Here is a 24,865-nt window from a genome sequence, read left to right as displayed (position 1 = left end):
CTTATTTTATCTTAATCACCGAAGCTAATACCTATTCGCTTAGCCTCTTCTATCATCTGACAATCAGGCTCTACCGTCTTCAACTTGCCAGCTACATCTTCAAGCGGAATTCGCTTTGTTTTGCCATTTACCATGGCAATCATATTTCCAAAATCTCCATCCATAATAGCCTGAGCTGCTGCCGAACCAAGACGAGTACAAAGAACTCTATCAAATGGGTCTGGGCTACCGCCTCGCTGCATATGACCAGGAACAGTAACTCGAACTTCTATGCCGGTCTCCTTCTGGATTCTATCTGCGATCTCATAGGATACTGAAGGATACTTTGATTCTTCGAGCTTTTTCTTGTATTCCTTCTTTGAAAGCTTTGCATCTTCCTTTGAAATAGCACCCTCAGCTACTGCAAGGATTGTAAAGCCCTTGCCTTCCTCGGCACGCTTATTGATAGCTTTAACAACCTTCTTTATATCGTATGGAATCTCTGGAAGAAGGATAATATCAGCACCTGATGCCACGCCAGCATAAAGCGTAAGCCATCCTACCTTGTGCCCCATAACCTCTACTATAAATACACGACTATGTGATGAAGCAGTAGTGTGAATACAATCAATAGTGTTACAAGCAATATCAATGGCACTTTGGAAACCAAAGGTCAAATCTGTTCCATAGATATCATTGTCGATAGTCTTTGGAAGATGAATTATGTTAAGGCCTTCCTCTCGAAGAAGATTTGCAGTCTTTTGAGTACCGTTACCACCAAGGATAACAAGGCAGTTTAGATTAAGCTTATAGTAGTTGGACTTCATAGCCTCTACCTTATCAAGTCCATTCTCGTCTGGCTCACGCATAAGCTTGAAAGGTTGACGGCTGGAGCCCAGGATTGTACCACCTCGTGTAAGGATTCCAGAAAAATCCTGACTGGTAAGAAGTCTGTAATCTCCATAGATAAGACCCTTATAACCATTGAAGTAGCCGTATACCTCCAAGTCCTTTACGTTTGCAGCCAAACCCTTAACAACGCCACGCATTGCAGCATTAAGCGCCTGACAATCTCCACCACTTGTAAGCAATCCGATTCTCATCATAGAAATCTTCTCCTTCCCTAAAGAAAAACCCTTATAGTTTAATTTCTATTACTTACTTGTCTCTATAACTCTTCTTACGTAGTTGTAAATTCTCTCTGTAGAAGCAATGCCAAGACGCTCCTTTGGAGTATGAATATCATGCATCTCTGGTCCAATTGAAACTGCATCAAGTCCTGGAAGCTTTGAAGCAAGAAGACCACACTCAACACCTGCGTGAAGAGTCTCTACTAATGCCTTATCACCTGTCATCTCCTCGTAAAGTGCAACAAGCTCATCTCTGAAGCTTGACTCTCTCTTGTACTCCCAAGCTGGGTACTCACCGTGAGTAGAAATCTTGCAACCAAAGGCATTTCCTACCATAGAAACCTTTCTCATAAGTGCAGCCTTAGCGCTGTCTACTGAGCTTCTAAGTGCACATGAAAAGTTAAGTCCCTCCTCTGTAAGCTTAAGGATACCAAGGTTGAGTGAAGTCTCAACGAGACCCTCAATATCATGGCTCATAGCCTGTACACCGTCTGGCATGCATGAAAGAAGCTGAATCATTCTCTTTGTATCTGCAGCGTTAACACCGTCTACTGCTGCATCACCTTCGCTCTTGATATCAATCTTCATCTCTGGATCTGTAACAGCAAACTCATTCTTAATAGCTGCTGCCTCAGCCTCCATAGCCTTTACAGCGTCAGCTGATACGATAACCTTAGCTGATGTAGCACGTGGGATTGCATTATCCTTTGTACCACCAACAAAATCAACGACGTTTACATCAGACACCTCAAGTGCTGCTGCAAGGATTCTATTAACCATTAATGTGGCGTTTGCACGTCCCTTATCAATCTCTGTACCAGAGTGACCACCTGTACAGTCGTTAATCTCTACTGAAACAAGATTTCCCTTAACCTGCTCCTTCTTTGCTGAGTACTCAAGCTCCATTCTGCAACCACCTGCGCAGCCTGCAAGGAAATGTCCCTCTTCCTCAGAGTCAAGGTTGAGAAGCTTACGTCCCTGAATCATAGATACATCGATGCCTGCTGCACCTTCCATACCAACTTCCTCAGAAACTGTGATAATAACCTCAAGACGTGGATGCTTAAGTGTCTCATCCTCTAATAAAGCAAGTGCCATAGCAACAGCAATACCATCGTCACCACCAAGTGTAGTGCCCTTTGCTGTAACATAGCCATCAACAACCTCAAGATCAAGGCCTTCTGTAAGCATATCCTTCTTGCAGTCAGGCTCCTGCTCAGCAACCATGTCCATGTGTCCCTGAAGGATGATTGGAGCAACGTTCTCCATACCTTCAGATGCTTCCTTAATCATGATTACGTTGTAAAGGTCGTCTGTGTAATATTCAAGATTGTGCTCTTTTGCAAAGTTTACAAGGTATGCACTAATCTTTTCCTCGTGATAACTTGGGTGAGGGATGTTACAAATCTCCTCGAAATAATGAAATACTCTCTCTGGCTTGCAATTGCTTAATACTGCCATTTTAAAATCTCCTAACTATTCTTTATTTCTTGTCGTACTCACCGTACTCACATCCGATGTTGTACGCTTCCATATCATCAACCAATTCCCATTTAAACTCAGCCTTTTTCTCTGAGTCATTAGCGTTGGTCTTTAATATTTTTTTATAGAGCTTTATCTCGCCCTTTCCATTACCTCCGTTCCAGAGGTGATTGTGAAGCTTTTCGCCGCTAGGCGCTTCATAATTTATGAGCAACATGTCCTTTTTCTGACATGAAATCTCCGCTATTATCTTTGCCAGAGGTGTCTCCTGCTCAACCTGCCAGGTAATTTCTTCATCTCCCTCATGGCAATAAAACTTTGTCTTGGTAAGAGTCCAGAATCTAGAGAAATTGAACTCATAAGGCTCTCCTTCATACCACATGGCACCTAGGATAACATTATCAAAGGTTTGTCCGGTTCTAATTTTTGGACGGCCTCCACCAATATCAAAAGCTGTGTTTTCCAGCCACTGGCCTGATATCTTACTCTTAAGATGTGAGCTGGCAAGCCACACCCATGGGGAAGTATAATCCTTGCCCCAGTTCTTATCAGCATATCCGTAGCAGGAATCCTTATCTACTATATATTCCTCGCCATCTAAGATAACTGAACCATTGTAGAAGGTCTTCATGCCCTCTGCGTGCCAGAACATCTCGAAAGCATCCAGCTCTCTTGAAGCCCAGCTTGCACCATAGCCTACATTAAAGGCCAGATTCTTTTCTATGTTGAGGTCCCAAACCATCTTTCCTGCATCACACATCCACTCTGGATGAGCTGCTGCATCCTCTGTCGAAACCTCCACCATACCAAGGGTACGGCTTTCTGAAAGGAAACAATTATCTGCACTGATTTGGAAAGGAGCATCCTCCTTGATGCTGACCTGCTTCCAACCAAAAAATCTGTGAAGCTGTCGGGCATCTTCGCCCCAGCAGCCTGCTTTAATCATAACATAAGAAGGCTTAACGCCGTTTTTCTTATTAGCTGGCAGCTGACCAAATACTGGCTCATCTCCTCCCAACTCAGGATTGATTGTAAAAAACTCGATAAAGAAAGCTTTTTCTTCTCCAGTCTTTTTATTATGACCTGTAAAGCTGTGCCACCACCAGTCATAGCCCTCTGACGCCAACGCTCCCTTAAGCATAAAGCGATTACGCTCTATATCCGAGTGATTAAAACTACGCTCGAAGAGCTTCTCCCTGACATCCAGACCGTCGATTTTTTCGAGTACTGTTTCTTCTAACTGACTAAGCTTTTCTTTAACCATGCTATTAACCCCATTTTCTACATAATACCCTTTAATTACTATAGCATTTTCGATAGGTAAATTCTATATTTCTCCTATATCCTGCCCCATAACCACAGGGGTCTCCTCGCCATTTTCAGAAGCAAATAATATTTCTCGATATATATTTACCTTTTTAGGTGGAATTAACACGATAATGGTAGAACCACCATATTCAAAGTGGCCTTTTTCTTCTCCACGGGTAACATCGCCTGCCTCGGGTTGGTTGTTGACTATTCTACCAACTAACATAGCCCCTACTTCCATTTGTACACATTTTCCGAAATTTTTGGTGCTTAATACTGTGTACTGGCGGCTATTTTCTACAAAAACTGGCCCTGCTTCTAGGGCTATCGGCTGTACCGTGTGATAAAGGCCTGGGATTATCACATCGGCAGATTTCTCTCCTGATTCAAAGTATGCATATCTGTGATAATGATTTACACAGAGTCTGTAGACCAGACAATATCCTCCATTATATTCTTTAGCAAGCTCTTTATCTCTTAATAAATCAGAAATTGTAAATTTGCTCTGCTTAACAGGTAAAACCAAGTCATCTGATATAGGATATACCTTTAATAATCCGTCACATGGCGCCATCAGATGCTTCTCCTCCATATCGAGAGGTCTCTGCTCTGGCTTTATTCTTCGACAAAAGAAGTCATTAAAGCAGTTGATATCATCTAAAATGTAATCTTCTAGCTTTATGTCATTTGACGCTGCAAATCCTTTAATTATGCACTTAGAAACCTTTGAATCCAAAAGCCATCCCGAAAAATCAGATACTGGTTTTAATAATAAAGGGCGAAGTATTATTCGCCCCAACTTTGTATTATATAAAAAATTTAATCCACTCATATTTTACTCGTAAAATAAAATTAATAATGTTCCAATAAGTTCTATAAATCCAATAACTATTATAACTGCAAACTGTCTCTTATTAGGCTTTGGAACCTTGAAGTTACCTACAAACAAGATGGCCACGATAAACATAAGCCAGAAATAGAAGATTGTTAAATCTGCTCTTGTAAACCAGTGAATAACAAGTGTAAGAGGGAAAATTAAAGCTGCTGTTGTAACAGGAAGGCCTGTGAAATATGCTTTACCTTTAATCTTGGCCTCTTCAGCACGCTCATCTGTTGTAGCATTGAAATATGCCAAACGAATAAGAGCTGCAAGTACGTAAAAGGCTGCAATTGATATTAAAAGAAGAACCAATGAATAATGTTCTGGTCTTTCAGCATTTCTTCCCAAATCTGTAAGAATACCACTAACTCTAAGCTGCGCCACACCGATAGAAGCTGGAAGCACGCCAAAGCAAATTAAATCTGAAAGAGAGTCAATCTGTATACCAAATTCCTTCTCCATCTCTGTTCTGTCCTTTTTTGTACGGGCAACCTTTCCATCAAAACCATCCAGTAATCCTGAGAGCATCAAAAATAATGTTCCACAATAAGGATGTCCAATACCTGTCATAGTAACAATGATTCCTACTACTCCTGATATGGTCGATAAATATGTCAAAATAACCGTATAATCGTAAACGCCTATCATTTTTTCTTTCTTCCTTTCAAATATCCTATTAAAGTAATTACACCACTCAAGGTGACGCAAATATAAAATGTAAGTCCACGGCTAATCATATCAAGATTAAACGCCATGTCCTTTGACATGATACTAGAAAATCCATCAATCATCAAATAATCTGCAATGCCAAGTGCCCCTGGAATCGGAACATAATTATATCCGATAGTAATCAGGCATTGCTTAGCAAACAGTACTGGCGACAGTTTAGCATCTCCTCCTGTAGCAATAAATACAAGAGCTGGAACAATAATCTGAGATGCTCTTTGAATAACGTTCCAGAAAAATGCCTTTATCATAATTCCTCTTTTTCCAGCTATCATTACTGAGCAGTTTTCATAATCTTTTTCTATTTTTTCAAGCTTTTCCAGCTTTGGCTCCAGTCGGTGAAATACCTTTTTAGAATGTAGGAAATGAAGAAATCTTCTAATTACCCTAAATATCCTTTCTCCACCTCTAAGCATAGACAAGAATATCAAAGATAAAATACTTAATCCAACAAAACCCAATCCAATAAAGATTTTTGAAGATAATTTAAAAGCAAAAAATGCTCTTGGTGAAATCACTATTGCTATTATTCCTAAGAACACTATTGCAGCATTATACATCATAAGATTTAGTACAAGTGCCGCTGATGTAACTCCTCCTGGTATGCCATCTCTAATCATAAAAAATGCACTGGCAGGCTGGCCACCAGTTGCAGATGGCGTGATTGCAGAAAAATATACATCTGAGGTACTGTACAACAATCCTCTTTTAAAGCTTCTTTCATGAGATATAGAATTTAATATCGAGCAAAGGGCTATTGCCTCAAAAATTACATAACTGAATGCAGAGATAATCGCTGCTATCATCCATTTTTTGTCAGCGCCCAATATCAATTCCATTAATTGTGCAAAGGACATGCTTTCGTTTTGCTTTAACAGGGCCCATACCGTCAGCACTGATAAACCAAGGGTGAAGCACATCCAAAACAATTTTTTCACCACGTTTTTATTCATTGTAATTTCCTGATTCGTTTTCTATAAATTATAGATATGCATTCTTTTTTATACAATATTATACTACACATTTAATGATTCTTTAGATTTGCATTTAAACTTTTATTTATTTATTATTAAATTATCTTGATGAATGGAGGAAATACTATGGGCGAAAGACTTACCCAGGGGGATATTGATAAAATCCAGGCTGAGATTGACGAGCGAAAGCTTGTTATCCGTCCAAAGCTTTTAGAGGAAGTAAAGGAGACCCGTGCACAGGGCGATCTTTCTGAGAACTTTGAATATCATGAGGCGAAGCGTGCTAAAAATATGAATGACAGCCGTATTCGCTACTTAGAGAAGATGCTTAAATTTGCCGAGGTTGTTGATGATAGTAGTGCTGATGATGAAGTTGGCATTAACAACACTGTTACTATCTATATCCCAGAGGATGACTGTGAGGAAACCTACAAGCTTGTTACATCAATCCGAGGTAATTCCCTTAAGGGACTTATTTCTATTGAATCACCTCTAGGTGCTGCCATCCGTGGAAAGCACGTAGGTGACAGAGCCATGGTAAAAGTAAATGACGATTACTCTTATGAAGTAGAAATACGTAAAATTGATAATTCTACTACCGATGAGGACGATCAGATAAAGCGCTATTAATATCGACATTTTAAAAGGCACCGGAATTAACCGGTGCCTTTAGTTTTTGAAGCTTTCTATTCTTCTACAAACATTTCTTCAGTTGCTTCACGATTCTCTTCTACAGAACTTAATACTTCCTCTGTCTTTGATTCAGGAATATCAACCTTCTTTGATACAAAGTAAAGCGCTATCAAGCAAAGCACAAGTCCTATTACAGCTCCAGGACCACCAACAACCTCTAAGATATATCCGCCCAATCCATTATGGAAAGCATGTCCTATGATTGTTGGAATTATAGAGTTAAACTTATATGCTATATAACCATATACCATTCCAAGTGGAATAGCATATATTCCCTGAACGATGTTTGCATGCATTATTCCAAAGCATATTCCACTAATTATCATGCATCCAATAAGTCCATAAGACTTCTTGGTTCTTTTCATGATAATTCCTCGTACTGCCATCTCTTCAGATAATGGTGCACCTACGATTATAGCGATAAGCCCCAATGCGTTATCTGTAAGTCCACCCATTACCTGTGTAAATTCTTCAACCACCTCAGGGATTGCCAAATTTACAAGTGTATATGTAGTAAATAATGCAAAGGAACCAGTAAGAATCAATATTGCAACAAATAAGAGGTTATACTTATTTTCAAATTTCTTGCTTACAGGCTCATAAGTACCCTCAAGCTTTTCCTTTTTTACAATTCCAAAGTAATACCAGATTGCCATAACAGCAATAACTACTATCTCTCCAACAAACTGTGCATTTGCCATCAGACCTTCTTTTTCTGTCAGCAAAGTAAGTATATCTGTTGTATTAGTCATACCTTCCTCTGTAACTGCCTTCATCATTTCTGGAAATAAAACTATATACTGCCCGATAGTTAAAACTACAAAAAAAACAATCATTACAAGTATCGAAAACAGTATCGCCTTAACCTTGCCTGATTTCTTTTCCATATACATTATCCTCCATTATAATAATTAAAAACTTTTAACTATTTTATCTGCTTTGCCACAAAAAGTCAAAAATGGCGCCGCGAAATGCGGCGCCACATTCATTTAGAATAATTATTCTTCCGGTTTGGCTGCAGGCTTTCCATGCCTCTGCTGATAGACCATAGCCAGCATGTCAGACTGGTACTTATCGTCATCGCTTAGTTTCCTGAGTTTATCCTTTATGTCTGCTTTTCGTGCCCGACAAACATCAAGTTCCTTTAATAATTGAGCCTCTTCATCTTCAAAGATCTTTAACTCTCTTTTTAGAGATTCAATATCTCGCCTTGTATCAGCATCTAACATGGTGTCCTACCTCCCCTTATTACATGTAATATCTCGATTAGGCTTTTAAGTCCTGGCGTACCAAAGCCTTCTTTAATGCTATCTCAGCTCTCAGCACATCTATTCCGTCGTCCTTGTTTGCCAAGCGCTCTCTAGCTCTGTCTTCTGCGCTGCGGGCTCTCTCTAAGTCAATCTCTTCTGGCCACTCAGCTATTTCAGCAAGTAAAGTTACCTTATCAGGCAGGACCTCAGCAAGACCTGCGTGCACTGCGGCCTTCTTCTCAGACTCTGCCTCATGGATTGTACAAATGCCCGGCGCAATAACAGTAGTCAAAGGAATGTGCTTTGGAAGCACACCAATCTGTCCCTCGACTGTATTAAATTCAACCATTGTAGCCTCCCCTTCATAAAAGGTCCGCTCAGGCGTAATGATTGATACTTTAAAGGTGTTATCTGCCATAAGCCACCTCCTACTTAGCGTTCATCTTGGCACGAACCTCGTCGATTGTACCTGCATTGAGGAAGTAACTCTCTGGAATATCATCATGCTTACCTTCAAGAATCTCCTTGAAGCCACGTACTGTCTCAGCGATTGGCACATACTTTCCTTCGAGACCAGTAAACTGACCAGCTACGAAGAATGGCTGTGACAAGAATCTCTGAATCTTACGAGCACGGTTAACTACAAGCTTATCCTCTTCTGAAAGCTCATCCATACCAAGGATAGCGATGATATCCTGTAATTCTTTATACTTCTGAAGAATCTCCTGAACACCACGTGCAACTGTAAAGTGCTCCTGACCTACGATACGTGGGTCAAGGATACGAGATGTAGAACCAAGTGGATCTACCGCTGGATAAATACCAAGCTCGGCGATAGAACGCTCAAGAACTGTGGTAGCATCCAAGTGCGCGAAAGTTGTAGCAGGAGCTGGATCTGTTAAGTCATCGGCAGGAACGTATACGGCCTGAACCGATGTGATAGATCCGTTCTTTGTAGATGTGATACGCTCCTGAAGAGCACCCATCTCTGTCTGAAGTGTTGGCTGATAACCAACGGCTGAAGGCATACGACCAAGGAGGGCTGAAACCTCTGAACCAGCCTGAGTAAAACGGAAGATATTATCGATGAAAAGAAGCACGTCCTTTCCACCCTTATCTCTGAAGTACTCAGCCATTGTAAGTCCAGTAAGACCTACTCTCATTCTAGCTCCTGGTGGCTCGTTCATCTGACCGAAAACCATGCAGGTCTTGTCGATAACGCCTGACTCCTTCATTTCATAGTAAAGGTCATTACCCTCACGAGTACGCTCACCTACACCTGTGAATACTGAGTATCCACCGTGCTCTGTAGCGATGTTATGGATAAGCTCCTGAATAAGTACGGTTTTACCTACGCCGGCACCACCGAACAACCCAATCTTACCACCCTTCTGGTAAGGGCAAAGAAGGTCAACGACCTTAATACCTGTTTCAAGCATTTCTGTTGAAGTTGCCTGTTCCTCAAACGCTGGAGCTTTTCTATGAATTGGCATTTTATCAACACCCGTAGGTGCTGGCTGTTCATCAATAGCTTCACCAAGTACGTTGAAAATTCGTCCAAGTGTAGCCTCACCAACAGGAACTGAAATTGGAGCTCCTGTAGCAACTACATCCATTCCACGTACTAAACCGTCTGTAGGACCCATGGCAATACAACGAACTGTATCATCACCCAAATGCTGTGCTACTTCCACAACCAGTCTCTCACCGTTATCTCTTGTGATTTCAAGAGCATCGTTGATTTCTGGAAGTTCGCCTTCAGCGAACTTTACGTCAAGTACGGCACCGATGATCTGAGTGACTTTACCAATATTATTTGCCATTTTTTCACTCCTATCTTCTTTAAGATAGTGCCTCTGCACCAGCGATAATCTCGGTCAATTCCTGAGTAATTGATCCCTGGCGGGCACGATTGTATTTTAATGATAGATCACTAATGATTTCCTCAGCATTATTTGTTGCTGAATCCATAGCCTGCATTCTGGCACCATTTTCTGAAGCAACAGCTTCAACTAAAGCACCATATACAAGTGAAGTCACATACTTTGGAACAATGAGGTCTAAAGCTTCCTCTTCGTTTGGCTCGAAATTCATAAGAGCCTCTGCGCCGGAAGTCTTTGCTGCCTCAACATCCTCTTCTGCGATTTCAGCAGGAAGCAGCTTCATAAGCTTTGGAATCTGGCTAACTGTATTTTTGAAGTGTGTATAAACAAGGTAAATCTGTCCGATTTCCCCGCTTGAATATGCTTCAAGGACATCCTTGCAAATAGCCATCGCATCTGCATAGGTAGGAGCCTCCATAACTGGAGAGTAATCCTTCTCCACGGTGTAACCCTTGTGGGCAAGGCTGTCACCACCCTTATGTCCTATTACGTAAAGCTTCACATCCTCAGGCTTCATCTCAGAACCAGTTATCATCTTTACAATATTAGAATTGTAACCACCTGCCAGACCACGGTTAGATGTGATGACAATTACGCCAATCTTATCAGAACCATTGTCTCTAAGGTATTTATTGTTAACTGTTCCTGCCTTGGCAAGCATACTGCAAATCGTATTATACATAGCGTTGAAATACGGTGTAGTCTGCTCTGCCTTAGAACGTGCCTTCTGGAGCTTTACTGTAGATACAAGCTTCATGGCCTTAGTGATCTGCTGAGTGCTTGATACACTCTGTTTTCTTCTTTTTATGTCTCTCATTGAGGCCATAACAGATCACCCTCCTTACTTGTAAGTCTTCTTACACTCCTCGATAGCCTTGATTAGCTTCTGTTCCATGTCATCCTCAAGAACCTTTGTAGTCTTAATTGACTCTGGAATCTCAGGATACTTGGTATCAACAAGATCAAACAATGCCTTCTCGAAAGCCTGAATATCTGCTGTTGGAATGTCAAGCAGATACTTCTTAGTAGCAGCATAGATAATCATAATCTGATACTCTACTGGCATTGGAGCATACTGTGGCTGCTTTAACATCTCCTTGATTCTTTCACCTTGTGCCAGCTTCTCAGCTGTATCGGCATCAAGCTCTGAACCAAACTGTGCGAAAGCTGCAAGCTCACGATACTGAGCCAGCTCTACACGGATAGGAGCTGCGATTTTCTTCATAGCCTTAATCTGAGCAGAACCACCTACACGGGATACAGAAAGACCTGCGTTAACGGCTGGTCTGAAACCTGCGTTGAAAGCTTCTGTCTCAAGATAAATCTGACCATCAGTAATTGAGATAACGTTTGTAGGGATGTATGCAGATACATCGCCTGCCTGTGTCTCAATGATAGGTAATGCTGTAAGTGAGCCACCGCCCAACTTATCAGAAAGTCTAGCTGCACGCTCAAGAAGTCTTGAGTGTAAGTAGAATACATCACCTGGGTAAGCCTCACGTCCTGGTGGACGACGAAGAAGTAATGACAGTGTACGGTATGCAGTAGCATGCTTACTTAAATCATCATAGATGATAAGTACGTCCTGTCCATTCTCCATCCACTCCTCACCGATAGCACATCCTGAATAAGGAGCGATATACTGTAAAGGAGCAAGCTCTGATGCTGTAGCTGCAACTACTGTTGTCCAGCTCATAGCACCATATTCTTCTAATGTTTTAACAAGGGCTGCAACTGTTGAAGCCTTCTGGCCAATTGCGACGTAAATACACTTTACGCCCTGTCCCTTCTGATTGATGATTGTATCGATTGCGATAGCAGTCTTACCAGTCTGTCTATCACCGATAATAAGCTCACGCTGTCCACGTCCAATAGGAATCATGGAATCGATAGCTTTAATACCTGTCTGCAGCGGAGTATCTACGGATTTACGAGAGATAACGCCGGAAGCAACACGCTCGATTGGACGGAACTTTGTTGTCTCAATAGGTCCCTTTCCATCGATAGGCTGTCCAAGTGCATTAACTACACGTCCAAGCATTGCGTCACCAACAGGAACCTCAACTACACGACCAGTTGTCTTTACCTGATCACCTTCGTTGATGTTCTTATCGTTTCCTAAGAGAACACAACCAACATTGTCTTCCTCAAGGTTTAAGACCATGCCATAAACTTCGCCAGGGAACTCTAAAAGTTCGCCCTGCATAGCGTTCTGTAATCCGTGAATACGTGCAATTCCATCGGCAACCTGAATAACAGTTCCTACGTCTGCCACGTCAAGCTGCGCTGCATAGCGTTTCATTTGCTCTTTAATAACCGAGCTAATCTCTTCTGGTTTTAAATTCATGGAGCGCATTCACCTACTTTCAATTGAATATTTGATAACTCGTGTGACAATTTACTAATCTGAGTTTTGACAGAACTGTCAATAACTCTATCTTTAATGCGAATTACCATACCCCCGATTAAATCAGGGTCTACTGTATAGTCCATTACAAATGAACTGTACTCAGTAGTTTGGAGTAAACGCTTCTCGACATCTGATTTCTGTGCATCAGTAAGCTCAAATGGAGTTGATACAAAGGCACGTCCGATTTTCTTGAAATCGAAAACCCTGTCGATGAAGTAGTTAAGTACTTCAACTGTATCCTTGATGTGGTCCTTCTCCTCAAGCATGCGAAGAAGTCCAACCATCTCATTACTTACTCTGCCTTTGAAAACGTCGTCGATTATCTGAAGCTTTTCTTCTTTATTGATCTTTGGATGATTCATCATTTGAGAAAAGCCGTCATTTGATTTAACAACCTCTATAACCCCTTGGGCTTCATTTAAGAAGTCGTCGACCTTTCCTGTTTCCACGGCTAGCTCAAACAACGCATCACCATATACGTTTGAGACTAATTTAGCCATGTGTTTTCACCCATTTCCTTAAGAGTTTGCTCAACCAAGGTGTTTTGGATAGTTGTATCGATGTTTGCAGCTACAACCTTCTGTGCCATAAGAGCGGCTACAGAAATCATCTCCTGCTTAACATCATCAGCAACCTTCTTCTTCTCAAGCTCAGCTTCCTCGTTAGCTCTTGCTACGATTGCTGCTGCTTCTTCCTTGGCTTCGTTAACAATCTTGGTTTCATTCTTCAAGGCCTTTGCTCTTGCTTCGCTTAAGATTTCATCCTTTTCTTTTCCGATATCTCTAAGCTTTGCTTCATATTCCGCCTTTAGCTTTTCTGCCTCTTCCTTATCTTTCTTTGCATCTGCAATATCCTTTGCAATGCCATCCTTTCTGTCCTTTAACAGCTTTCTTGCTGGATTGAACAAGAGGTTTGACATTATAAGGAATAGGAAGAATACTGCAATGGCTAAAAGCGCAGCATCATTAAGCAATTGAAAGTCCAAGTCAAATAGTCTTTCCAAAACTTTTAGCCCTCCTTTTTATAATATTTCTTCCTAGTGTAAATTAACCAACTAATGGCTGTACAAAGAGTAACAGAAGGGCGATAACCAAACCGTAAAGACCTGTTGTCTCGGCAACGGCCTGACCAAGTAACATAGTAGACATAATCTGTCCCTGTGCTCCTGGGTTACGTCCAACGGCTGATGCACCGTGACCAGCTGCGATACCTTGTCCGATACCAGGACCAATACCAGCGATAACTGCGAGACCAGCACCGATTGCTGAACAAGCTTTAATTAAGTCTGTACCTGTAATGTTCATAAATGTTTTCCTCCTAAAATATAGATTTTAAATTTTAAGAATCCCCATAAGACTGGGTTATGTATGTCATTGTTAACATACAAAATACGTAGGTCTGAATTGCACCTGAGAAAATATCAAAGTAAACATGCAATGCTGCAGGCCATACTAGTGCGAATTTTCCTAGCAATCCATAAACAAGACCCATAATGATAGTTCCTGAAAGAACGTTTGCAAACAAACGCAGTGACATTGATATAGGTACTGCTATATCAGAAATCACGTTGATTGGCAGCCAGATAGGCAGCCATGGTGGCAGTGGTGAACATTTGTCGATCCAAATGTCCTTTGCACTCTGATGCCTTACCTTTACTACATGGATGCAAACAAAGGTAATCAATGCAAGTGCCAGTGTTGTACCGTAATCGGCTGTTGGTGGTCTTAGGCCAACTAAACCAGATAAATTAGATACCAAAATAAAACAGAAAATGGTACAAATCCAGTTTGCAAACACTGGTGCGTGCTTACCCATACTTCCTTCCACTACAGAATCCAGTAACCCGACTATGAGCTCCAGGATGCTTTGGAAGGTATCAGGAACTTCAGTGGCGTGCTTTAGCTTACGATTGGCAATGATAGAAAAAAGCACCAATGAAAGCCATACGATTAAAATGCAAACATGAGAGGTTGTAATCCAAACCTCCTGTCCAAATACTTCATACTTGAACAAGCCTTTTATCATGTCCACAGTATCGCTTGAGGCCAGCAAAATTCCTTCTGTCACACTTTCACCTCCTTTATAAAATTTTTCTCATTCATCCTCTATCTATGCTTGATGCCTAGATAAATCTTTATTAGCAAAGGCTGTGCGTATGCACTAACCTTGAGCCCAAGTACACCGATAAGCGCCGTAAACATATTTCCAAGCTTAAAAAACGCCATCGTAAACATAATTGCACATAAAACCAGATAACGCATAACTGACTTGAAGGACAGATATTTTTCGTGTCCCTCGCCAATTCGTACTGATTCCTCAATAATCATTGAAATGTGAATGGCCATACCTACTGCGCACCCAATTCCAATTAAAAGACCAGTTGTATATCTGATTTTATCGCTGACAAACCAAACTCCAATCAGCTCAACAAGTAGTCCGTATGCAAGTATTCCTAAAACCAAACCCGGCAGGGCCTGATTTAGTCGCTTCATCCATTTAATCATGTCATATCCTTATTCAATTATTCCCCTGAGCTTTCGCTTTTCTTCTCCTTAAGAGCTTCCTCCTCCAGTCGTCTCGCCCGCTGTCCTGGAGATTCCTCGTTTTTCAGGTACCCCTTTACCGACCGGTAAGCTCCATTAAAAGCTGCTAATATACCAATTAAAATCCCTGCTATAGAAAAACCCTTTACTCCTGTTTTTGTTGAGATAAAGGTTCCAATTACCGTACAAAGCAAGATTGGCACTATTACGTTTATTCCAAATTGAAGGACCATTACCAAAGAATTGGCCACTTCATTATTTGTTTTTCTTCTGTCCCTCATTGATGCTCCTTATTCCGGCATTAGAGCGTCATAGAAATCTCTCTACCGGTGTGCTCATATTGACGGAACTCTACACCTGCAGCACGAAGCATTCTCTTTGATGCAATTACTGATGGTGTATTTTCATATTTATCGCTATCGTAGATGATAGTTTTGATGCCTGACTGAATGATAGCCTTGGCACATTCATTACATGGGAAAAGTGACACATACAGCTTTGAGCCCTCAAGTGAACCACCTCTGTAGTTCAAAATCGCATTAAGCTCGCTGTGTGTTGTATAGAAATATTTATTTTCCAGAGGGTCCCCTACTCTAGCCCAAGGGAACTCGTCATCTGAACAACCATTTGGAAACCCATTGTAGCCCATAGAAAGAATCTTGTTATCCTGGCTTACAATACACGCTCCAACTTGTGTGTTTGGGTCTTTCGATCTCATACCCGATAATACTGCAACGCCCATAAAGTATTCATCCCAGCTAATATAATCTAGTCTCTTGTCACTCATGGTCTCTCCTCCAATACATTTGTGTCTTATGTTTCTAGTAACTTTATTAATTTCTCAATCGATACCTTCAAAACTTCATAACACAAACCGTAGGTTTGCACTGAACCACCATAAGGGTCCATAACTTCAAGCTCATCCCCCACAAGCTCATTGAGAAGTCTGGTGTTTTCCTCGGTGGCATTTGTATATTCACTTAATATCTTCTGCCTTTGGGTCTCCTCCATCGTAATAACCAGCGTATTCTCGGAAAAATCCGATTCCTGCAACTGCTTCGAGGAGTAATCCTTAAGCTCTATACCATTACTGATAAGTACGGCTTCCGCCTTTTGATTTAGCGGCTCCGGGAACTGAACAATAAGCCCCCTGGACTCGCATATAATCGGTCGGCTATGCGGGAAGCTGTGGAAAATCGCCGTCGCCATAGGCGACCTTGACGTCCCGCTACCTGACGCGAAAATCACTCTGTTAATATTATTCATTTTTATTCTCCCAAAATCCCGCCTGCCTTAGACCTCTATAGTCTTCTGGCCTGCTGCTTTAAGCAACCTGTTCATAATAGCCTGCCCCATCTTTGGTGTTGCAAAGCTTTCTGAATAAATTATATCTACATCCAACTCATCAAACTGTCTAAGGATATCGTAGAGATTATGAGCGATACTCTGCTCTTCCTCTCTGTCTCCGATGATTAGTACCTGACCCCTTCCATATCTGCCCGCAGTTGCAGATGTGGCAATGATACCAACCTTCTTTCCATCCTCTTCAGCCTTAGCTGTAAGTTCATTGATAGTGGATATAACTCTGTCTTCTTCACCTGAAACGATTGTTAAATCGCCCTTTGGTGCGTAGTGCTTATATCTCATTCCTGGAGCCTTAGGCTTTGCACCTCCCGTGGTGCCATTGTCGTTGTAGACAATGCCTGGATCCATTCTAACCTCTCCAACAACCTCTTTTAGCATATCCATATTGATATAGCCTGGTCGAAGGATAGTCACTACATCCTCTGTTAAATCAACGATAGTGGATTCCAATCCTATATCTACTGTTCCACCATCTAGTATTGCTTCTATTTTTCCAGATAAATCCTCATACACATGACTTGCCTTTGTAGGGCTTGGTCTGCCTGAGGTGTTAGCACTTGGCGCTGCTATCATGCAACCACTCTCCTCAATAAGAGCAAGTGCCACTGGATTGTTTGGCATTCTGACTGCTACTGTATCAAGACCACCAGTGGTCTCATAAGGTATTACTTCGTTTTTGTTGCAGACCATTGTAAGTGGACCTGGCCAAAAGGCATCTGCCAGCTTCTTAGCTGTCTCAGGTAAATCCTTTGTAATCTGCTCTAACTGTTCAAACTTAGCTATATGTACAATTAAAGGGTTATCCGATGGACGACCCTTTGCCTGATATATCTTTCTCGAGGCTTCTTTATCGGTAGCGTCTCCGCCTAATCCGTATACTGTTTCGGTTGGAAATGCTACCAACCCACCATTTTTCAAAATCTCAGAAGCCTCTCTGATATGTTCTATATTGATTGGCTCCTCAGAAACATCCATAATCCTAGTAATCATACTCAAAATTATAACACTTTTCCCTTAGAACACAATCTTTTTAGCTCTGTGAAAGTCCCGTAATCACGGGAAAAATTATGATTTTTTTGTGTTTTTTGTGCGTCTTTAAAGGTATTTTGCAATTATGTTCCATACACCTGTACTGTCAAAGCCTTTCTTCCAGAAAGCTCCTCCTGCAAGATTATATTTGTCCATAACTTTAAGCTTTTCTTCGATAGAAGTTTCATCTTCTACCCAAATTTTATATGTCACATCATTCTTAGTACTCTCACCATAGTACTGACCCATACTGTCATCCCAGGTTGTTGAGATACCGTTTGTCTTCAAGTAACTCTGTATAGCATTCATGCCATAGGCTGTACTACTTACGCTTCCATCTGACTTCACTTCCCATACTCTACAGTAGAATGGCATTCCAAGAATTACCTGCTCAGCTGGAACCTCATCAAGAGTAGCCTTTACACCTTCATCTACCCAACCAAGAGAAGCAACTGAACCAGCCTCTTCGCTTCCTGAATAATGCTCATCATATCCCATAATTATCACATAATCTGCATATTTAGCCTGCTCGCTTCTGTTATAAACACCAGATGAAGCGGTCGGTACATAATTATCAACAGAAAGGATAATATCATTCTTCTCACACTTGATAGAAAGCTCTTTTATAAACTGGATGTAACCATCTCCAGCCTCTGCTGCAAGCTGCTCTATATCTACATTAATACCATCAAGACCATGTGTAATAGCCTGGGCTATAAGATTGTTTACAAGATTATCTCTTGCTGAAGTTGTGTTGAGGACGGTCGTAGTATCTACACTTGCATCCTCAAGGTTGCTAACAAGACCCCAAACCTGCACATTATTGGCGTGACAAATACTCACATAATTACTGCTGGCAATGGAAGCTATTCCACCCTTGTTATCACTAAGATGGAACCAGGTTGGAGAAATTACTTTTATGTTTCCTGAATTTGCAAGAACATTAGCAATATCTCCATTTGCCGCCTGTGATGTCACCTGATGCCAAAGTAAGGAGATATCATTTCCAATAGAGATATGCTTGTATTCTCTTTCATCGCCTACGTTGTAATCTACATTCCCCGATATTTCAAAGGCTCTGTTCTTAATGTATCCGCATACTCCATTATCAGAGAAAACATAACTCCACTTTCCTGTATCACGGAGAACATATATCTGGTCGCCTTTTTTTACATCCTCTAATACTGGACTCTTTGGACCATTTAGCTTTCTAATCTGGGACTTACGGGATACTATTCCGATGTCATATTTCGTTCCATAGGTATTTACAAAAACTCTATCTGGATTATCAAAATAGTCTATATTGCCCTCTCCGATAAGAAGATTAATATAATCTACAGCAACATAGGCAGTTCCATCCTGGGCTACAACTGCTGGATGGCCAAGAGAATTGTTACTCTTATCTATGAAATAGTCACTACTGCCAACTGTGGCTGTATACACCTCAATATCAGTAGCGTATCTCAGGGTCACCTCTGTGCTGTCATATACAAAACCATCATCTAAATGATCTTTAAGAAATCCAATTTCAAGATATGGCTGGCCATCCTTTACTATAGCGTATCCGTAAGGACTATCTTCCTCTAGCTTTTGAAATTCTCCATTCAGAACAACCGCCGCTTCATTATCATGATTAACACTAAAATATTCTGCTAAATCCATATGTTCCTTTGTAGGAGCATATTTTTTTACATAGGCGATTCCACCAACCAATAAAACTGTAGCCAAAACTGCTATAGCAATATAAACATACCCTCTGGGTATTCCTCTTCTTCTTTTTCTCTTTCGGTAGCTCATAGCTTCCCCCTCTTTTAACTAATATTTCCTGTAAAGTATAACAAAATAGGTCATTAAATTCCACTTTCTACGACCTGTTGGGTAGTATTTACAAATAAAAAAAGAGCGGTATAACCGCTCTAAATTAACCACTTTGCATACATCTTTACATAATCCCCTATTCCTTTTTACCTCACTAGACTTAGAGGGATTATTTGTCTCTTTTCATTATGCTATAGAAGCATCTGTGATACTGACACTTCCCATGTGGTTGATATTCATTTTCTATCTCCACAACTCCTTCCTGCAGCTACCTGATAAATTCCATCAGTTCTTTAAAATTATCTTCTTTTAATGAAAAAGGGTCGCTGATTAATGGTAATCTTTTGATGCTACTATCAACATAGTCACATAAATATTTGAGACTTTTTGCGTTTTTTTCGATTATATTGTTGACAACATAAGTCATTTGACTCGTGTCATATTTTTTCAAATTATGATTATCTACATATTCATAGTATTCTCGCTGACACCATGGGCTCATTGACCCTATTATGATTCTATTATTACAATTATTAAATATAGTCTCTGTTTCATAGTTTAATTCTTCCATGTCTATAACAAACCAGGCTTTCTCAGTATTCATCAGACTACTGATAGCATTAATATCCTCACTAAGGATATACTTAACGCCTTTATATTCATAAGCTAATAAATCACCTATCAAAATCTGCTTTACTCCCACCATACTTAATAATTGGCTGTGTTTACTTAACTCAATATAAATCACTTTCTGACCAAGCACTGAGTGAAGAAAATTTGCAAGTGACAAACACAGGTGGGTGACACCAACATTAGCTGAAACACCGACTACACAAAGCTTTTTGTTTTCGAATCGATTTTTTATTTTGTTATTGTTGCGTAGTAATAGAATCTTTTTCATTTTTAAAAATCGCTGAAAAAACATTTTCCTCATCCTTTGAAATATCTAAACTTTTGACTATAGGATACCTGTAGACCTTCTTTTTTAGGGTCTTTGCCAACAAGATACTGCTGATTTTGTCTGTGAAATTAGTTACGACATAAACACTGTCGTTTTTTATCCACTCAGGCATATCATCTTCCTGTTGCCACGGTGCTCCTCCGGTAACATAAATCACAATATCCGTTCCCATCGGAATGTTTTTATTTGTCCCGCAGTCAATTACATATAAACCCTTTGGAGGATTTTGATCTTCTACTGCCTCTCCATACTCGAACAGGCCCTTGAAGTTATCGTGGTATAAGATCCCCTGCTGTAGCTTGGTATTCTTTAGATTCATCCAAAGTCTTCGTACTGTGTCTTTTTCGTTATCCCTGTAATAGCAGTCAATTTTCCTTTTATTGAAAAACTGACATAAGGATATGGCTATACGTGTCGTACCTATGGCAGGACTTCCGCCAATTACTGCGATTCTCTTTTCGAGATGCTTCTCTCCGACTTTATCATTAACTCGATTATTCTGTAGACGCTCTAGCAGTTCTTTCAGTTCTGTGATTGAGCCAATTCTTTTATTAATATCTGCTTCTGTAGCACAGTCTACAATCTGTTTTATTTTAAAATCATCGTTTGCATAACTATTAATTTGCATGAAACCAATAACCTTACCAACACCATAAACATCACAACGCTCATCAAGATATTCACCTTCCAATTGTTCAGGCGCTGCCCAGCCTTTAGTACCTAGCGGCTTTGCGTTATTGGCTTCAGACTTTCTTACAGATATGCCAAAATCTATCAGCCTAATTGCATCCCCTTCCATAAAAACGTGTTCAGGCTTCATATCCCTGTATAGCACAGGCTCACTCCCTGCCGTATGTAAGGTTTCTACAATTTTACAAAGCTCTACTGCTATGTATAAAAGCTTTTCAGTTGTTAATTTGGTTTCTAACAAATACTCCCGTAGAGAAATTCCCTCTACATATTCTTCAACCAAATATATAATTTCTTCTGTATCTTCTACTTCAAAAATTGTGGGTATTTGGGATGATTTTATCCCTTGTAAAAGATTTGATTCGGATAGGATGCTGTATGCATCGGGATGGGCCTTGTGAATAGCCTTGAGAATCCTCAATGCTCCTATCGGTTTATAACGGACAAGTAAAACTGCGGTAGCTGCTGTCTGTTGCAGTATTCGAATTACTTCGTACTTGTCTTCAATACCTTTTGGTATCATAAACTTGCGCTCCTTCCTTTCGGAAAAAGCATCTCGCGGATAATTTTATATCACAGATAAAATTATATTGCAACCCCTAATTTGAAAATATTAATTTTTCAATAATGTTCTCTTTATAAAATTTTTAGATTTTTCTCACTATTTTTATGGATAGTTTCCTTTACTTTCCGATATAATATATATATAATAGTCGAACAAGAAATGTTCCAGCATCTTTTTCGATTCGGGAGGTGATTTTATGAAGATTGAAAAAATCAACGAGAACCAAATCAGATGCACCCTTTCTAGAGAAGATTTAATTAGCCGCCACATTAAGCTATCAGAGCTTGCCTATGGCTCAACCAAGGCACGTGAGCTTTTCAGAGAGCTTATGGAGCAGGCTTCATACCAGTACGGTTTCGAAGCGGAAGACATTCCACTTATGATAGAGGCAATACCGCTTTCATCAGAATCCATTGTACTTTTAGTTACAAAAGTTGAGAGTCCAGACGAGCTTGATACTCGTTTCTCTCGTTTCTCAGAATGTGACGATGATTACGATGACGATGATGTGGATGCTACAGATGCTCCTATTAAGCCATTTAACGAGGCAGCTGCCGACGATATTCTTAATATCTTCAACAGCTTAATCGAAAAGGCACAGGAAGCAATAAAAGCTTCACCAGAGAAAGCTGCAGCCAAGGGCTTGCCAGTAGACATTACAAAGATGTTCGTTTTTGACAATCTTGAAGATGTGCTTAAGCTTTCCGGTGTACTTGCTACTTTCTACAAAGGAAAGAATTCTCTTTATAAGAGTCCATTTGATAACAGATACTATCTTGTAGTTAGCAAATCAGATGATACTGCAGAAAACTACAATAAAGTATGCAACATTTTATCTGAATACAGCGACCAGCAAAACTTCGTAGTTGGTACAGACGCATATATGTCAGAGCACTATGAGACAATGGTCAAAGGAAATGCAATTCAGTCGCTGGCATTAATTTAACATCTAAAAATCCTGTTACATTAACAAGCATAATGATTTCTACGCTCAGCATAGAAAGCTTCGCTTAAGAAATATTATAGCTTGTTAATTACAGGATTTTTTTATTATAAAAAAAAGTGCCGCCGCAGCGACACTTTCTTTAATCGTATTTGATTAGCCCTGTGAAATAGCACCTGTTGGGCAAACACCAGCGCATGTACCGCACTCTACACAAGCTCCCTCATCGATCTGGAACTGTGAATCGCCCTGTGAGATTGCTCCTACTGGACACTCAGGCTCGCATGTACCGCATGATACGCATGAATCAGAAATAACGTATGCCATAATTAAAATCCTCCTTAAAAATCTAATCAATAAATTTTATCAATTAGTCAACTGATGAATACATCATACATCTAAATTGTGTCTAAATCAAGAACAGAATTGTATTTTTAGAAATACCTATAAAATCAAGGCTTACCGTTGTTCAGTTCAACTAACCAGCGTTGATTGTGGCGAACAACTTTGATAATTGTGTACACAACTTGGTGGTAATTGATGTTGCACAATTGATTGAAGCATGGTATCATTTGTTAGAATTTTTTACGAAAGGAAGGATTATAAAATGGCAAGAGTTTCTAAGGCAACTATGATTGGCGAGCTTCTTCAGATTGATGCTGATGTAGCTCCTATTTTACTTAATATCGGCATGCACTGTCTCGGATGCCCATCATCTCAGATGGAGACAATCGAGGAGGCAGCTATGGTACACGGTATCGATGCTGATGATCTTGTAGAAGAGATCAACACATTCCTTGATAGCAAGGCTTAATACGCATATAAAAAAGAGCTAGTATTTCACTAGCTCTTTTTTGTTTGCTTATATTCATTTTATTCTTCTCTATTATGATACTGACTTCTATCTCGATTTGCGAAACGAGTGTATTCTGGGAGCCATGTAAGCTCTATAGTTCCGATAGGACCGTTACGCTGTTTAGCAACGATGATTTCCGAAACACCCTTCATCTCTGAGTCGTGGTTATAGTAATCATCACGGTAGATGAACATAACCACGTCCGCATCCTGCTCAATAGCTCCGGATTCACGAAGATCCGAAAGCATAGGTCTGTGATCAGGTCTCTGCTCAACGGCACGGGAAAGCTGTGAAAGCGCAATAACAGGTACGTTAAGCTCACGGGCTAATGCCTTAAGAGAACGAGAGATATCTGAAATTTCCTGCTGTCTACTCTCTGACTTTCCAGAACCAGACATCAACTGTAAGTAGTCGATGATGATAATGGAAAGCCCAAATTCCATCTTATACTTACGACATTTACTACGCATCTGGCTAATAGAAATACCAGGGGTATCATCAATAATAAGCTTAGAATTACCGATTTTTCCGGCACCCTCGATAAGGTTCTCCCAGTCTGCTTCCTGGAGATTACCGGTACGGAGCTTTTGGGCGTCTACTCTTGATTCAAGAGCAAACATACGATTTACCAGCTGCTCCTTTGACATTTCCAAAGAGAATATGGCTGCGCAAAGATTCTCTCGAAGGGTAATGTGCTGTGCAAGGTTAAGTACGAAGGCTGTCTTACCCATTGAAGGACGCGCCGCAATAAGAATAAGATCTGATGGCTGCAAGCCTGCTGTCTGACGGTCCAAGTCAATGAATCCTGTAGGAATACCAGTAACAGCACCCTTCTGCTTTGACGCCTGATCAATCTTAGCGATTGCGTTCATAACAACCTGCTTAATTGGTACGTAGTCAGTCTCACCACGATTTTGAACAAGTGAAAAGATATCCTTTTCTGTCTGATTCAGGATAGTATCAACCTCTTCTGTACCTTCAAAGCACATGTTTTCAATATTCTGATTAACCTTGATAATGTTTCTAAGTAACGCCTTATCTTTTACGATATTGGCATAGCTTTTTGCATTAACAGTAGTAGGAACTCCAAGTACCAGCTCCTGAATATATTCAAGAGATGCTATCTCAGGTGAAACTCCCTTTTCCTTAAGCTTATTCTGCAGAGTGACCTCATCTACAGGCTCGCCTGCATTATAAAGCTCAACAATTGCCTCAAATAAAATACCGTACTGCTGGTGATAGAAATCATCCTTAAGAAGGATTTCTGAACACTCCACAATCACATCACGGTCAACAATCATTGAACCGATAACAGACTGCTCAGCCTCCAATGAGTTCGGCATTTGTCTGCGAATCACATCATCCATAACAATTATTATC

At 40.4% G+C, this 24,865-nt stretch carries 29 protein-coding genes; 3 read left to right on the top strand and 26 right to left on the bottom strand.

What is annotated here, in order from left to right; all coding sequences use genetic code 11:
* Positions 1–11: 11 nt before the first annotated feature.
* The 6 genes from BMZ41_RS05690 to BMZ41_RS05665 form a co-directional block, all read right to left on the bottom strand.
* The gene (locus BMZ41_RS05690; RefSeq protein ID WP_072916915.1) at positions 12–1,085 is read right to left on the bottom strand and encodes a 6-phosphofructokinase; all 1,074 of its coding nucleotides are present in this window, start codon (positions 1,083–1,085) and stop codon (positions 12–14) included.
* A gap of 48 nt (positions 1,086–1,133) precedes the next feature.
* Entirely contained in the window at positions 1,134–2,570 is a 1,437-nt protein-coding gene (locus BMZ41_RS05685; protein ID WP_090527564.1) for an aminoacyl-histidine dipeptidase, read from the bottom strand.
* Positions 2,571–2,592: 22 nt separating this feature from the next.
* The gene (locus BMZ41_RS05680) at positions 2,593–3,855 is read right to left on the bottom strand and encodes a hypothetical protein (RefSeq protein ID WP_177184157.1); all 1,263 of its coding nucleotides are present in this window, start codon (positions 3,853–3,855) and stop codon (positions 2,593–2,595) included.
* A gap of 63 nt (positions 3,856–3,918) precedes the next feature.
* On the bottom strand, positions 3,919–4,731 hold the full coding sequence (locus BMZ41_RS05675; RefSeq protein WP_090527562.1) for a phosphatidylserine decarboxylase: 813 nt from the start codon (positions 4,729–4,731) through the stop codon (positions 3,919–3,921).
* Positions 4,732–4,734: 3 nt separating this feature from the next.
* Positions 4,735–5,427 carry a CDP-alcohol phosphatidyltransferase family protein gene (locus BMZ41_RS05670; RefSeq protein WP_090167355.1) on the bottom strand — a complete coding sequence of 231 codons (693 nt, stop codon included), beginning with the start codon at positions 5,425–5,427 and terminating at the stop codon, positions 4,735–4,737.
* On the bottom strand, positions 5,424–6,458 hold the full coding sequence (locus BMZ41_RS05665) for a lysylphosphatidylglycerol synthase transmembrane domain-containing protein (protein WP_090527559.1): 1,035 nt from the start codon (positions 6,456–6,458) through the stop codon (positions 5,424–5,426). The genes BMZ41_RS05670 and BMZ41_RS05665 overlap by 4 nt, the downstream gene beginning before the upstream one ends.
* A gap of 147 nt (positions 6,459–6,605) precedes the next feature.
* Between BMZ41_RS05665 and BMZ41_RS05660 the strand changes: the two genes are divergently transcribed.
* On the top strand, positions 6,606–7,109 hold the full coding sequence (locus BMZ41_RS05660; RefSeq protein WP_090167350.1) for a GreA/GreB family elongation factor: 504 nt from the start codon (positions 6,606–6,608) through the stop codon (positions 7,107–7,109).
* Between the two features lie 56 nt (positions 7,110–7,165).
* Here BMZ41_RS05660 and BMZ41_RS05655 read toward each other — a convergent pair whose 3' ends face one another.
* From BMZ41_RS05655 to BMZ41_RS05570, 18 genes are all read right to left on the bottom strand, one after another.
* Positions 7,166–8,059: a CPBP family intramembrane glutamic endopeptidase gene (locus BMZ41_RS05655; protein ID WP_177184156.1), complete on the bottom strand. Its 894-nt coding sequence runs from the start codon at positions 8,057–8,059 to the stop codon at positions 7,166–7,168.
* Positions 8,060–8,170: 111 nt separating this feature from the next.
* Positions 8,171–8,401, bottom strand: coding sequence for a hypothetical protein (locus tag BMZ41_RS05650; RefSeq protein ID WP_090167345.1), 231 nt, complete (start codon positions 8,399–8,401; stop codon positions 8,171–8,173).
* Between the two features lie 37 nt (positions 8,402–8,438).
* Positions 8,439–8,840 carry an ATP synthase F1 subunit epsilon gene (gene atpC / locus BMZ41_RS05645; protein WP_090167343.1) on the bottom strand — a complete coding sequence of 134 codons (402 nt, stop codon included), beginning with the start codon at positions 8,838–8,840 and terminating at the stop codon, positions 8,439–8,441.
* Positions 8,841–8,850: 10 nt separating this feature from the next.
* Positions 8,851–10,245, bottom strand: coding sequence for a F0F1 ATP synthase subunit beta (atpD, locus tag BMZ41_RS05640; protein ID WP_090167341.1), 1,395 nt, complete (start codon positions 10,243–10,245; stop codon positions 8,851–8,853).
* 19 nt (positions 10,246–10,264) lie between these two features.
* Positions 10,265–11,131 carry an ATP synthase F1 subunit gamma gene (gene atpG / locus BMZ41_RS05635; protein ID WP_090167339.1) on the bottom strand — a complete coding sequence of 289 codons (867 nt, stop codon included), beginning with the start codon at positions 11,129–11,131 and terminating at the stop codon, positions 10,265–10,267.
* A gap of 15 nt (positions 11,132–11,146) precedes the next feature.
* Positions 11,147–12,652 carry a F0F1 ATP synthase subunit alpha gene (gene atpA, locus BMZ41_RS05630; RefSeq protein WP_072916959.1) on the bottom strand — a complete coding sequence of 502 codons (1,506 nt, stop codon included), beginning with the start codon at positions 12,650–12,652 and terminating at the stop codon, positions 11,147–11,149.
* Positions 12,649–13,215: an ATP synthase F1 subunit delta gene (gene atpH, locus BMZ41_RS05625; RefSeq protein ID WP_072916964.1), complete on the bottom strand. Its 567-nt coding sequence runs from the start codon at positions 13,213–13,215 to the stop codon at positions 12,649–12,651. The genes atpA and atpH overlap by 4 nt, the downstream gene beginning before the upstream one ends.
* Positions 13,203–13,718, bottom strand: a complete 516-nt coding sequence (gene atpF, locus BMZ41_RS05620) for a F0F1 ATP synthase subunit B (protein ID WP_028247236.1) — start codon at positions 13,716–13,718, stop codon at positions 13,203–13,205. The genes atpH and atpF overlap by 13 nt, the downstream gene beginning before the upstream one ends.
* 43 nt (positions 13,719–13,761) lie before the next feature.
* Entirely contained in the window at positions 13,762–14,019 is a 258-nt protein-coding gene (atpE, locus tag BMZ41_RS05615; RefSeq protein WP_090167334.1) for an ATP synthase F0 subunit C, read from the bottom strand.
* Between the two features lie 34 nt (positions 14,020–14,053).
* Complete coding sequence (gene atpB, locus BMZ41_RS05610; RefSeq protein ID WP_176754470.1) at positions 14,054–14,782, bottom strand: F0F1 ATP synthase subunit A; 729 nt, start codon at positions 14,780–14,782, stop codon at positions 14,054–14,056.
* A 38-nt stretch (positions 14,783–14,820) separates the two neighbouring features.
* On the bottom strand, positions 14,821–15,219 hold the full coding sequence (locus tag BMZ41_RS05605; RefSeq protein ID WP_090167332.1) for a hypothetical protein: 399 nt from the start codon (positions 15,217–15,219) through the stop codon (positions 14,821–14,823).
* A gap of 17 nt (positions 15,220–15,236) precedes the next feature.
* Positions 15,237–15,539 carry an AtpZ/AtpI family protein gene (locus tag BMZ41_RS05600; protein WP_090527554.1) on the bottom strand — a complete coding sequence of 101 codons (303 nt, stop codon included), beginning with the start codon at positions 15,537–15,539 and terminating at the stop codon, positions 15,237–15,239.
* A gap of 20 nt (positions 15,540–15,559) precedes the next feature.
* Entirely contained in the window at positions 15,560–16,045 is a 486-nt protein-coding gene (locus BMZ41_RS05595; protein WP_072916977.1) for a deoxycytidylate deaminase, read from the bottom strand.
* 26 nt (positions 16,046–16,071) lie between these two features.
* The gene (locus BMZ41_RS05590) at positions 16,072–16,524 is read right to left on the bottom strand and encodes an arsenate reductase/protein-tyrosine-phosphatase family protein (RefSeq protein WP_028247231.1); all 453 of its coding nucleotides are present in this window, start codon (positions 16,522–16,524) and stop codon (positions 16,072–16,074) included.
* Positions 16,525–16,551: 27 nt separating this feature from the next.
* On the bottom strand, positions 16,552–17,613 hold the full coding sequence (locus BMZ41_RS05585; protein WP_090527551.1) for an L-threonylcarbamoyladenylate synthase: 1,062 nt from the start codon (positions 17,611–17,613) through the stop codon (positions 16,552–16,554).
* Between the two features lie 105 nt (positions 17,614–17,718).
* Positions 17,719–19,449 (bottom strand): glycosyl hydrolase family 18 protein, encoded by a 1,731-nt coding sequence (locus BMZ41_RS05580; RefSeq protein WP_090527548.1) that lies wholly within the window; start codon positions 19,447–19,449, stop codon positions 17,719–17,721.
* Positions 19,450–19,738: 289 nt separating this feature from the next.
* Positions 19,739–20,371 carry a hypothetical protein gene (locus BMZ41_RS05575; protein ID WP_143001993.1) on the bottom strand — a complete coding sequence of 211 codons (633 nt, stop codon included), beginning with the start codon at positions 20,369–20,371 and terminating at the stop codon, positions 19,739–19,741.
* Positions 20,340–21,644 carry a serine/threonine protein kinase gene (locus BMZ41_RS05570; protein ID WP_090527545.1) on the bottom strand — a complete coding sequence of 435 codons (1,305 nt, stop codon included), beginning with the start codon at positions 21,642–21,644 and terminating at the stop codon, positions 20,340–20,342. Before BMZ41_RS05570 ends, BMZ41_RS05575 begins: the two co-directional genes overlap by 32 nt.
* A 238-nt stretch (positions 21,645–21,882) precedes the next feature.
* On the opposite strand from BMZ41_RS05570, the gene BMZ41_RS05565 reads away from it, so the two are divergent.
* Positions 21,883–22,632 (top strand): adaptor protein MecA, encoded by a 750-nt coding sequence (locus BMZ41_RS05565; protein ID WP_090167320.1) that lies wholly within the window; start codon positions 21,883–21,885, stop codon positions 22,630–22,632.
* Positions 22,633–22,785: 153 nt separating this feature from the next.
* On the opposite strand, the gene BMZ41_RS05560 is transcribed toward BMZ41_RS05565, so the two are convergent.
* Positions 22,786–22,956, bottom strand: a complete 171-nt coding sequence (locus BMZ41_RS05560; RefSeq protein WP_072917003.1) for a DUF362 domain-containing protein — start codon at positions 22,954–22,956, stop codon at positions 22,786–22,788.
* A gap of 280 nt (positions 22,957–23,236) precedes the next feature.
* On the opposite strand from BMZ41_RS05560, the gene BMZ41_RS05555 reads away from it, so the two are divergent.
* Positions 23,237–23,443: a DUF1858 domain-containing protein gene (locus BMZ41_RS05555; RefSeq protein ID WP_015550586.1), complete on the top strand. Its 207-nt coding sequence runs from the start codon at positions 23,237–23,239 to the stop codon at positions 23,441–23,443.
* A gap of 59 nt (positions 23,444–23,502) precedes the next feature.
* On the opposite strand, the gene dnaB is transcribed toward BMZ41_RS05555, so the two are convergent.
* On the bottom strand, positions 23,503–24,852 hold the full coding sequence (gene dnaB / locus BMZ41_RS05550; protein WP_090167318.1) for a replicative DNA helicase: 1,350 nt from the start codon (positions 24,850–24,852) through the stop codon (positions 23,503–23,505).
* Between the last annotated feature and the right edge of the window lie 13 nt (positions 24,853–24,865).

Origin of the sequence: Pseudobutyrivibrio sp. UC1225, from assembly GCF_900115215.1 — a bacterium.
GTDB lineage: Bacteria > Bacillota > Clostridia > Lachnospirales > Lachnospiraceae > Pseudobutyrivibrio.
The sequence above is the reverse complement of the archived record's forward strand: the minus strand, read 5'-3'. Positions and strand labels throughout refer to the sequence as shown.

Bases quoted from the DNA above. Each gene is read 5' to 3' on its own strand.
- BMZ41_RS05690 (WP_072916915.1), bottom strand. From the start codon at position 1,085: ATGATGAGAATCGGATTGCTTACAAGTGGTGGAGATTGTCAGGCGCTT.
- BMZ41_RS05685 (WP_090527564.1), bottom strand. From the start codon at position 2,570: ATGGCAGTATTAAGCAATTGCAAGCCAGAGAGAGTATTTCATTATTTC.
- BMZ41_RS05680 (WP_177184157.1), bottom strand. From the start codon at position 3,855: ATGGTTAAAGAAAAGCTTAGTCAGTTAGAAGAAACAGTACTCGAAAAA.
- BMZ41_RS05675 (WP_090527562.1), bottom strand. From the start codon at position 4,731: ATGAGTGGATTAAATTTTTTATATAATACAAAGTTGGGGCGAATAATA.
- BMZ41_RS05670 (WP_090167355.1), bottom strand. From the start codon at position 5,427: ATGATAGGCGTTTACGATTATACGGTTATTTTGACATATTTATCGACC.
- BMZ41_RS05665 (WP_090527559.1), bottom strand. From the start codon at position 6,458: ATGAATAAAAACGTGGTGAAAAAATTGTTTTGGATGTGCTTCACCCTT.
- BMZ41_RS05660 (WP_090167350.1), top strand. From the start codon at position 6,606: ATGGGCGAAAGACTTACCCAGGGGGATATTGATAAAATCCAGGCTGAG.
- BMZ41_RS05655 (WP_177184156.1), bottom strand. From the start codon at position 8,059: ATGGAAAAGAAATCAGGCAAGGTTAAGGCGATACTGTTTTCGATACTT.
- BMZ41_RS05650 (WP_090167345.1), bottom strand. From the start codon at position 8,401: ATGTTAGATGCTGATACAAGGCGAGATATTGAATCTCTAAAAAGAGAG.
- atpC (WP_090167343.1), bottom strand. From the start codon at position 8,840: ATGGCAGATAACACCTTTAAAGTATCAATCATTACGCCTGAGCGGACC.
- atpD (WP_090167341.1), bottom strand. From the start codon at position 10,245: ATGGCAAATAATATTGGTAAAGTCACTCAGATCATCGGTGCCGTACTT.
- atpG (WP_090167339.1), bottom strand. From the start codon at position 11,131: ATGGCCTCAATGAGAGACATAAAAAGAAGAAAACAGAGTGTATCAAGC.
- atpA (WP_072916959.1), bottom strand. From the start codon at position 12,652: ATGAATTTAAAACCAGAAGAGATTAGCTCGGTTATTAAAGAGCAAATG.
- atpH (WP_072916964.1), bottom strand. From the start codon at position 13,215: ATGGCTAAATTAGTCTCAAACGTATATGGTGATGCGTTGTTTGAGCTA.
- atpE (WP_090167334.1), bottom strand. From the start codon at position 14,019: ATGAACATTACAGGTACAGACTTAATTAAAGCTTGTTCAGCAATCGGT.
- BMZ41_RS05605 (WP_090167332.1), bottom strand. From the start codon at position 15,219: ATGATTAAATGGATGAAGCGACTAAATCAGGCCCTGCCGGGTTTGGTT.
- BMZ41_RS05600 (WP_090527554.1), bottom strand. From the start codon at position 15,539: ATGAGGGACAGAAGAAAAACAAATAATGAAGTGGCCAATTCTTTGGTA.
- BMZ41_RS05595 (WP_072916977.1), bottom strand. From the start codon at position 16,045: ATGAGTGACAAGAGACTAGATTATATTAGCTGGGATGAATACTTTATG.
- BMZ41_RS05590 (WP_028247231.1), bottom strand. From the start codon at position 16,524: ATGAATAATATTAACAGAGTGATTTTCGCGTCAGGTAGCGGGACGTCA.
- BMZ41_RS05585 (WP_090527551.1), bottom strand. From the start codon at position 17,613: ATGATTACTAGGATTATGGATGTTTCTGAGGAGCCAATCAATATAGAA.
- BMZ41_RS05580 (WP_090527548.1), bottom strand. From the start codon at position 19,449: ATGAGCTACCGAAAGAGAAAAAGAAGAAGAGGAATACCCAGAGGGTAT.
- BMZ41_RS05575 (WP_143001993.1), bottom strand. From the start codon at position 20,371: ATGAAAAAGATTCTATTACTACGCAACAATAACAAAATAAAAAATCGA.
- BMZ41_RS05570 (WP_090527545.1), bottom strand. From the start codon at position 21,644: ATGATACCAAAAGGTATTGAAGACAAGTACGAAGTAATTCGAATACTG.
- BMZ41_RS05565 (WP_090167320.1), top strand. From the start codon at position 21,883: ATGAAGATTGAAAAAATCAACGAGAACCAAATCAGATGCACCCTTTCT.
- BMZ41_RS05560 (WP_072917003.1), bottom strand. From the start codon at position 22,956: ATGGCATACGTTATTTCTGATTCATGCGTATCATGCGGTACATGCGAG.
- BMZ41_RS05555 (WP_015550586.1), top strand. From the start codon at position 23,237: ATGGCAAGAGTTTCTAAGGCAACTATGATTGGCGAGCTTCTTCAGATT.
- dnaB (WP_090167318.1), bottom strand. From the start codon at position 24,852: ATGGATGATGTGATTCGCAGACAAATGCCGAACTCATTGGAGGCTGAG.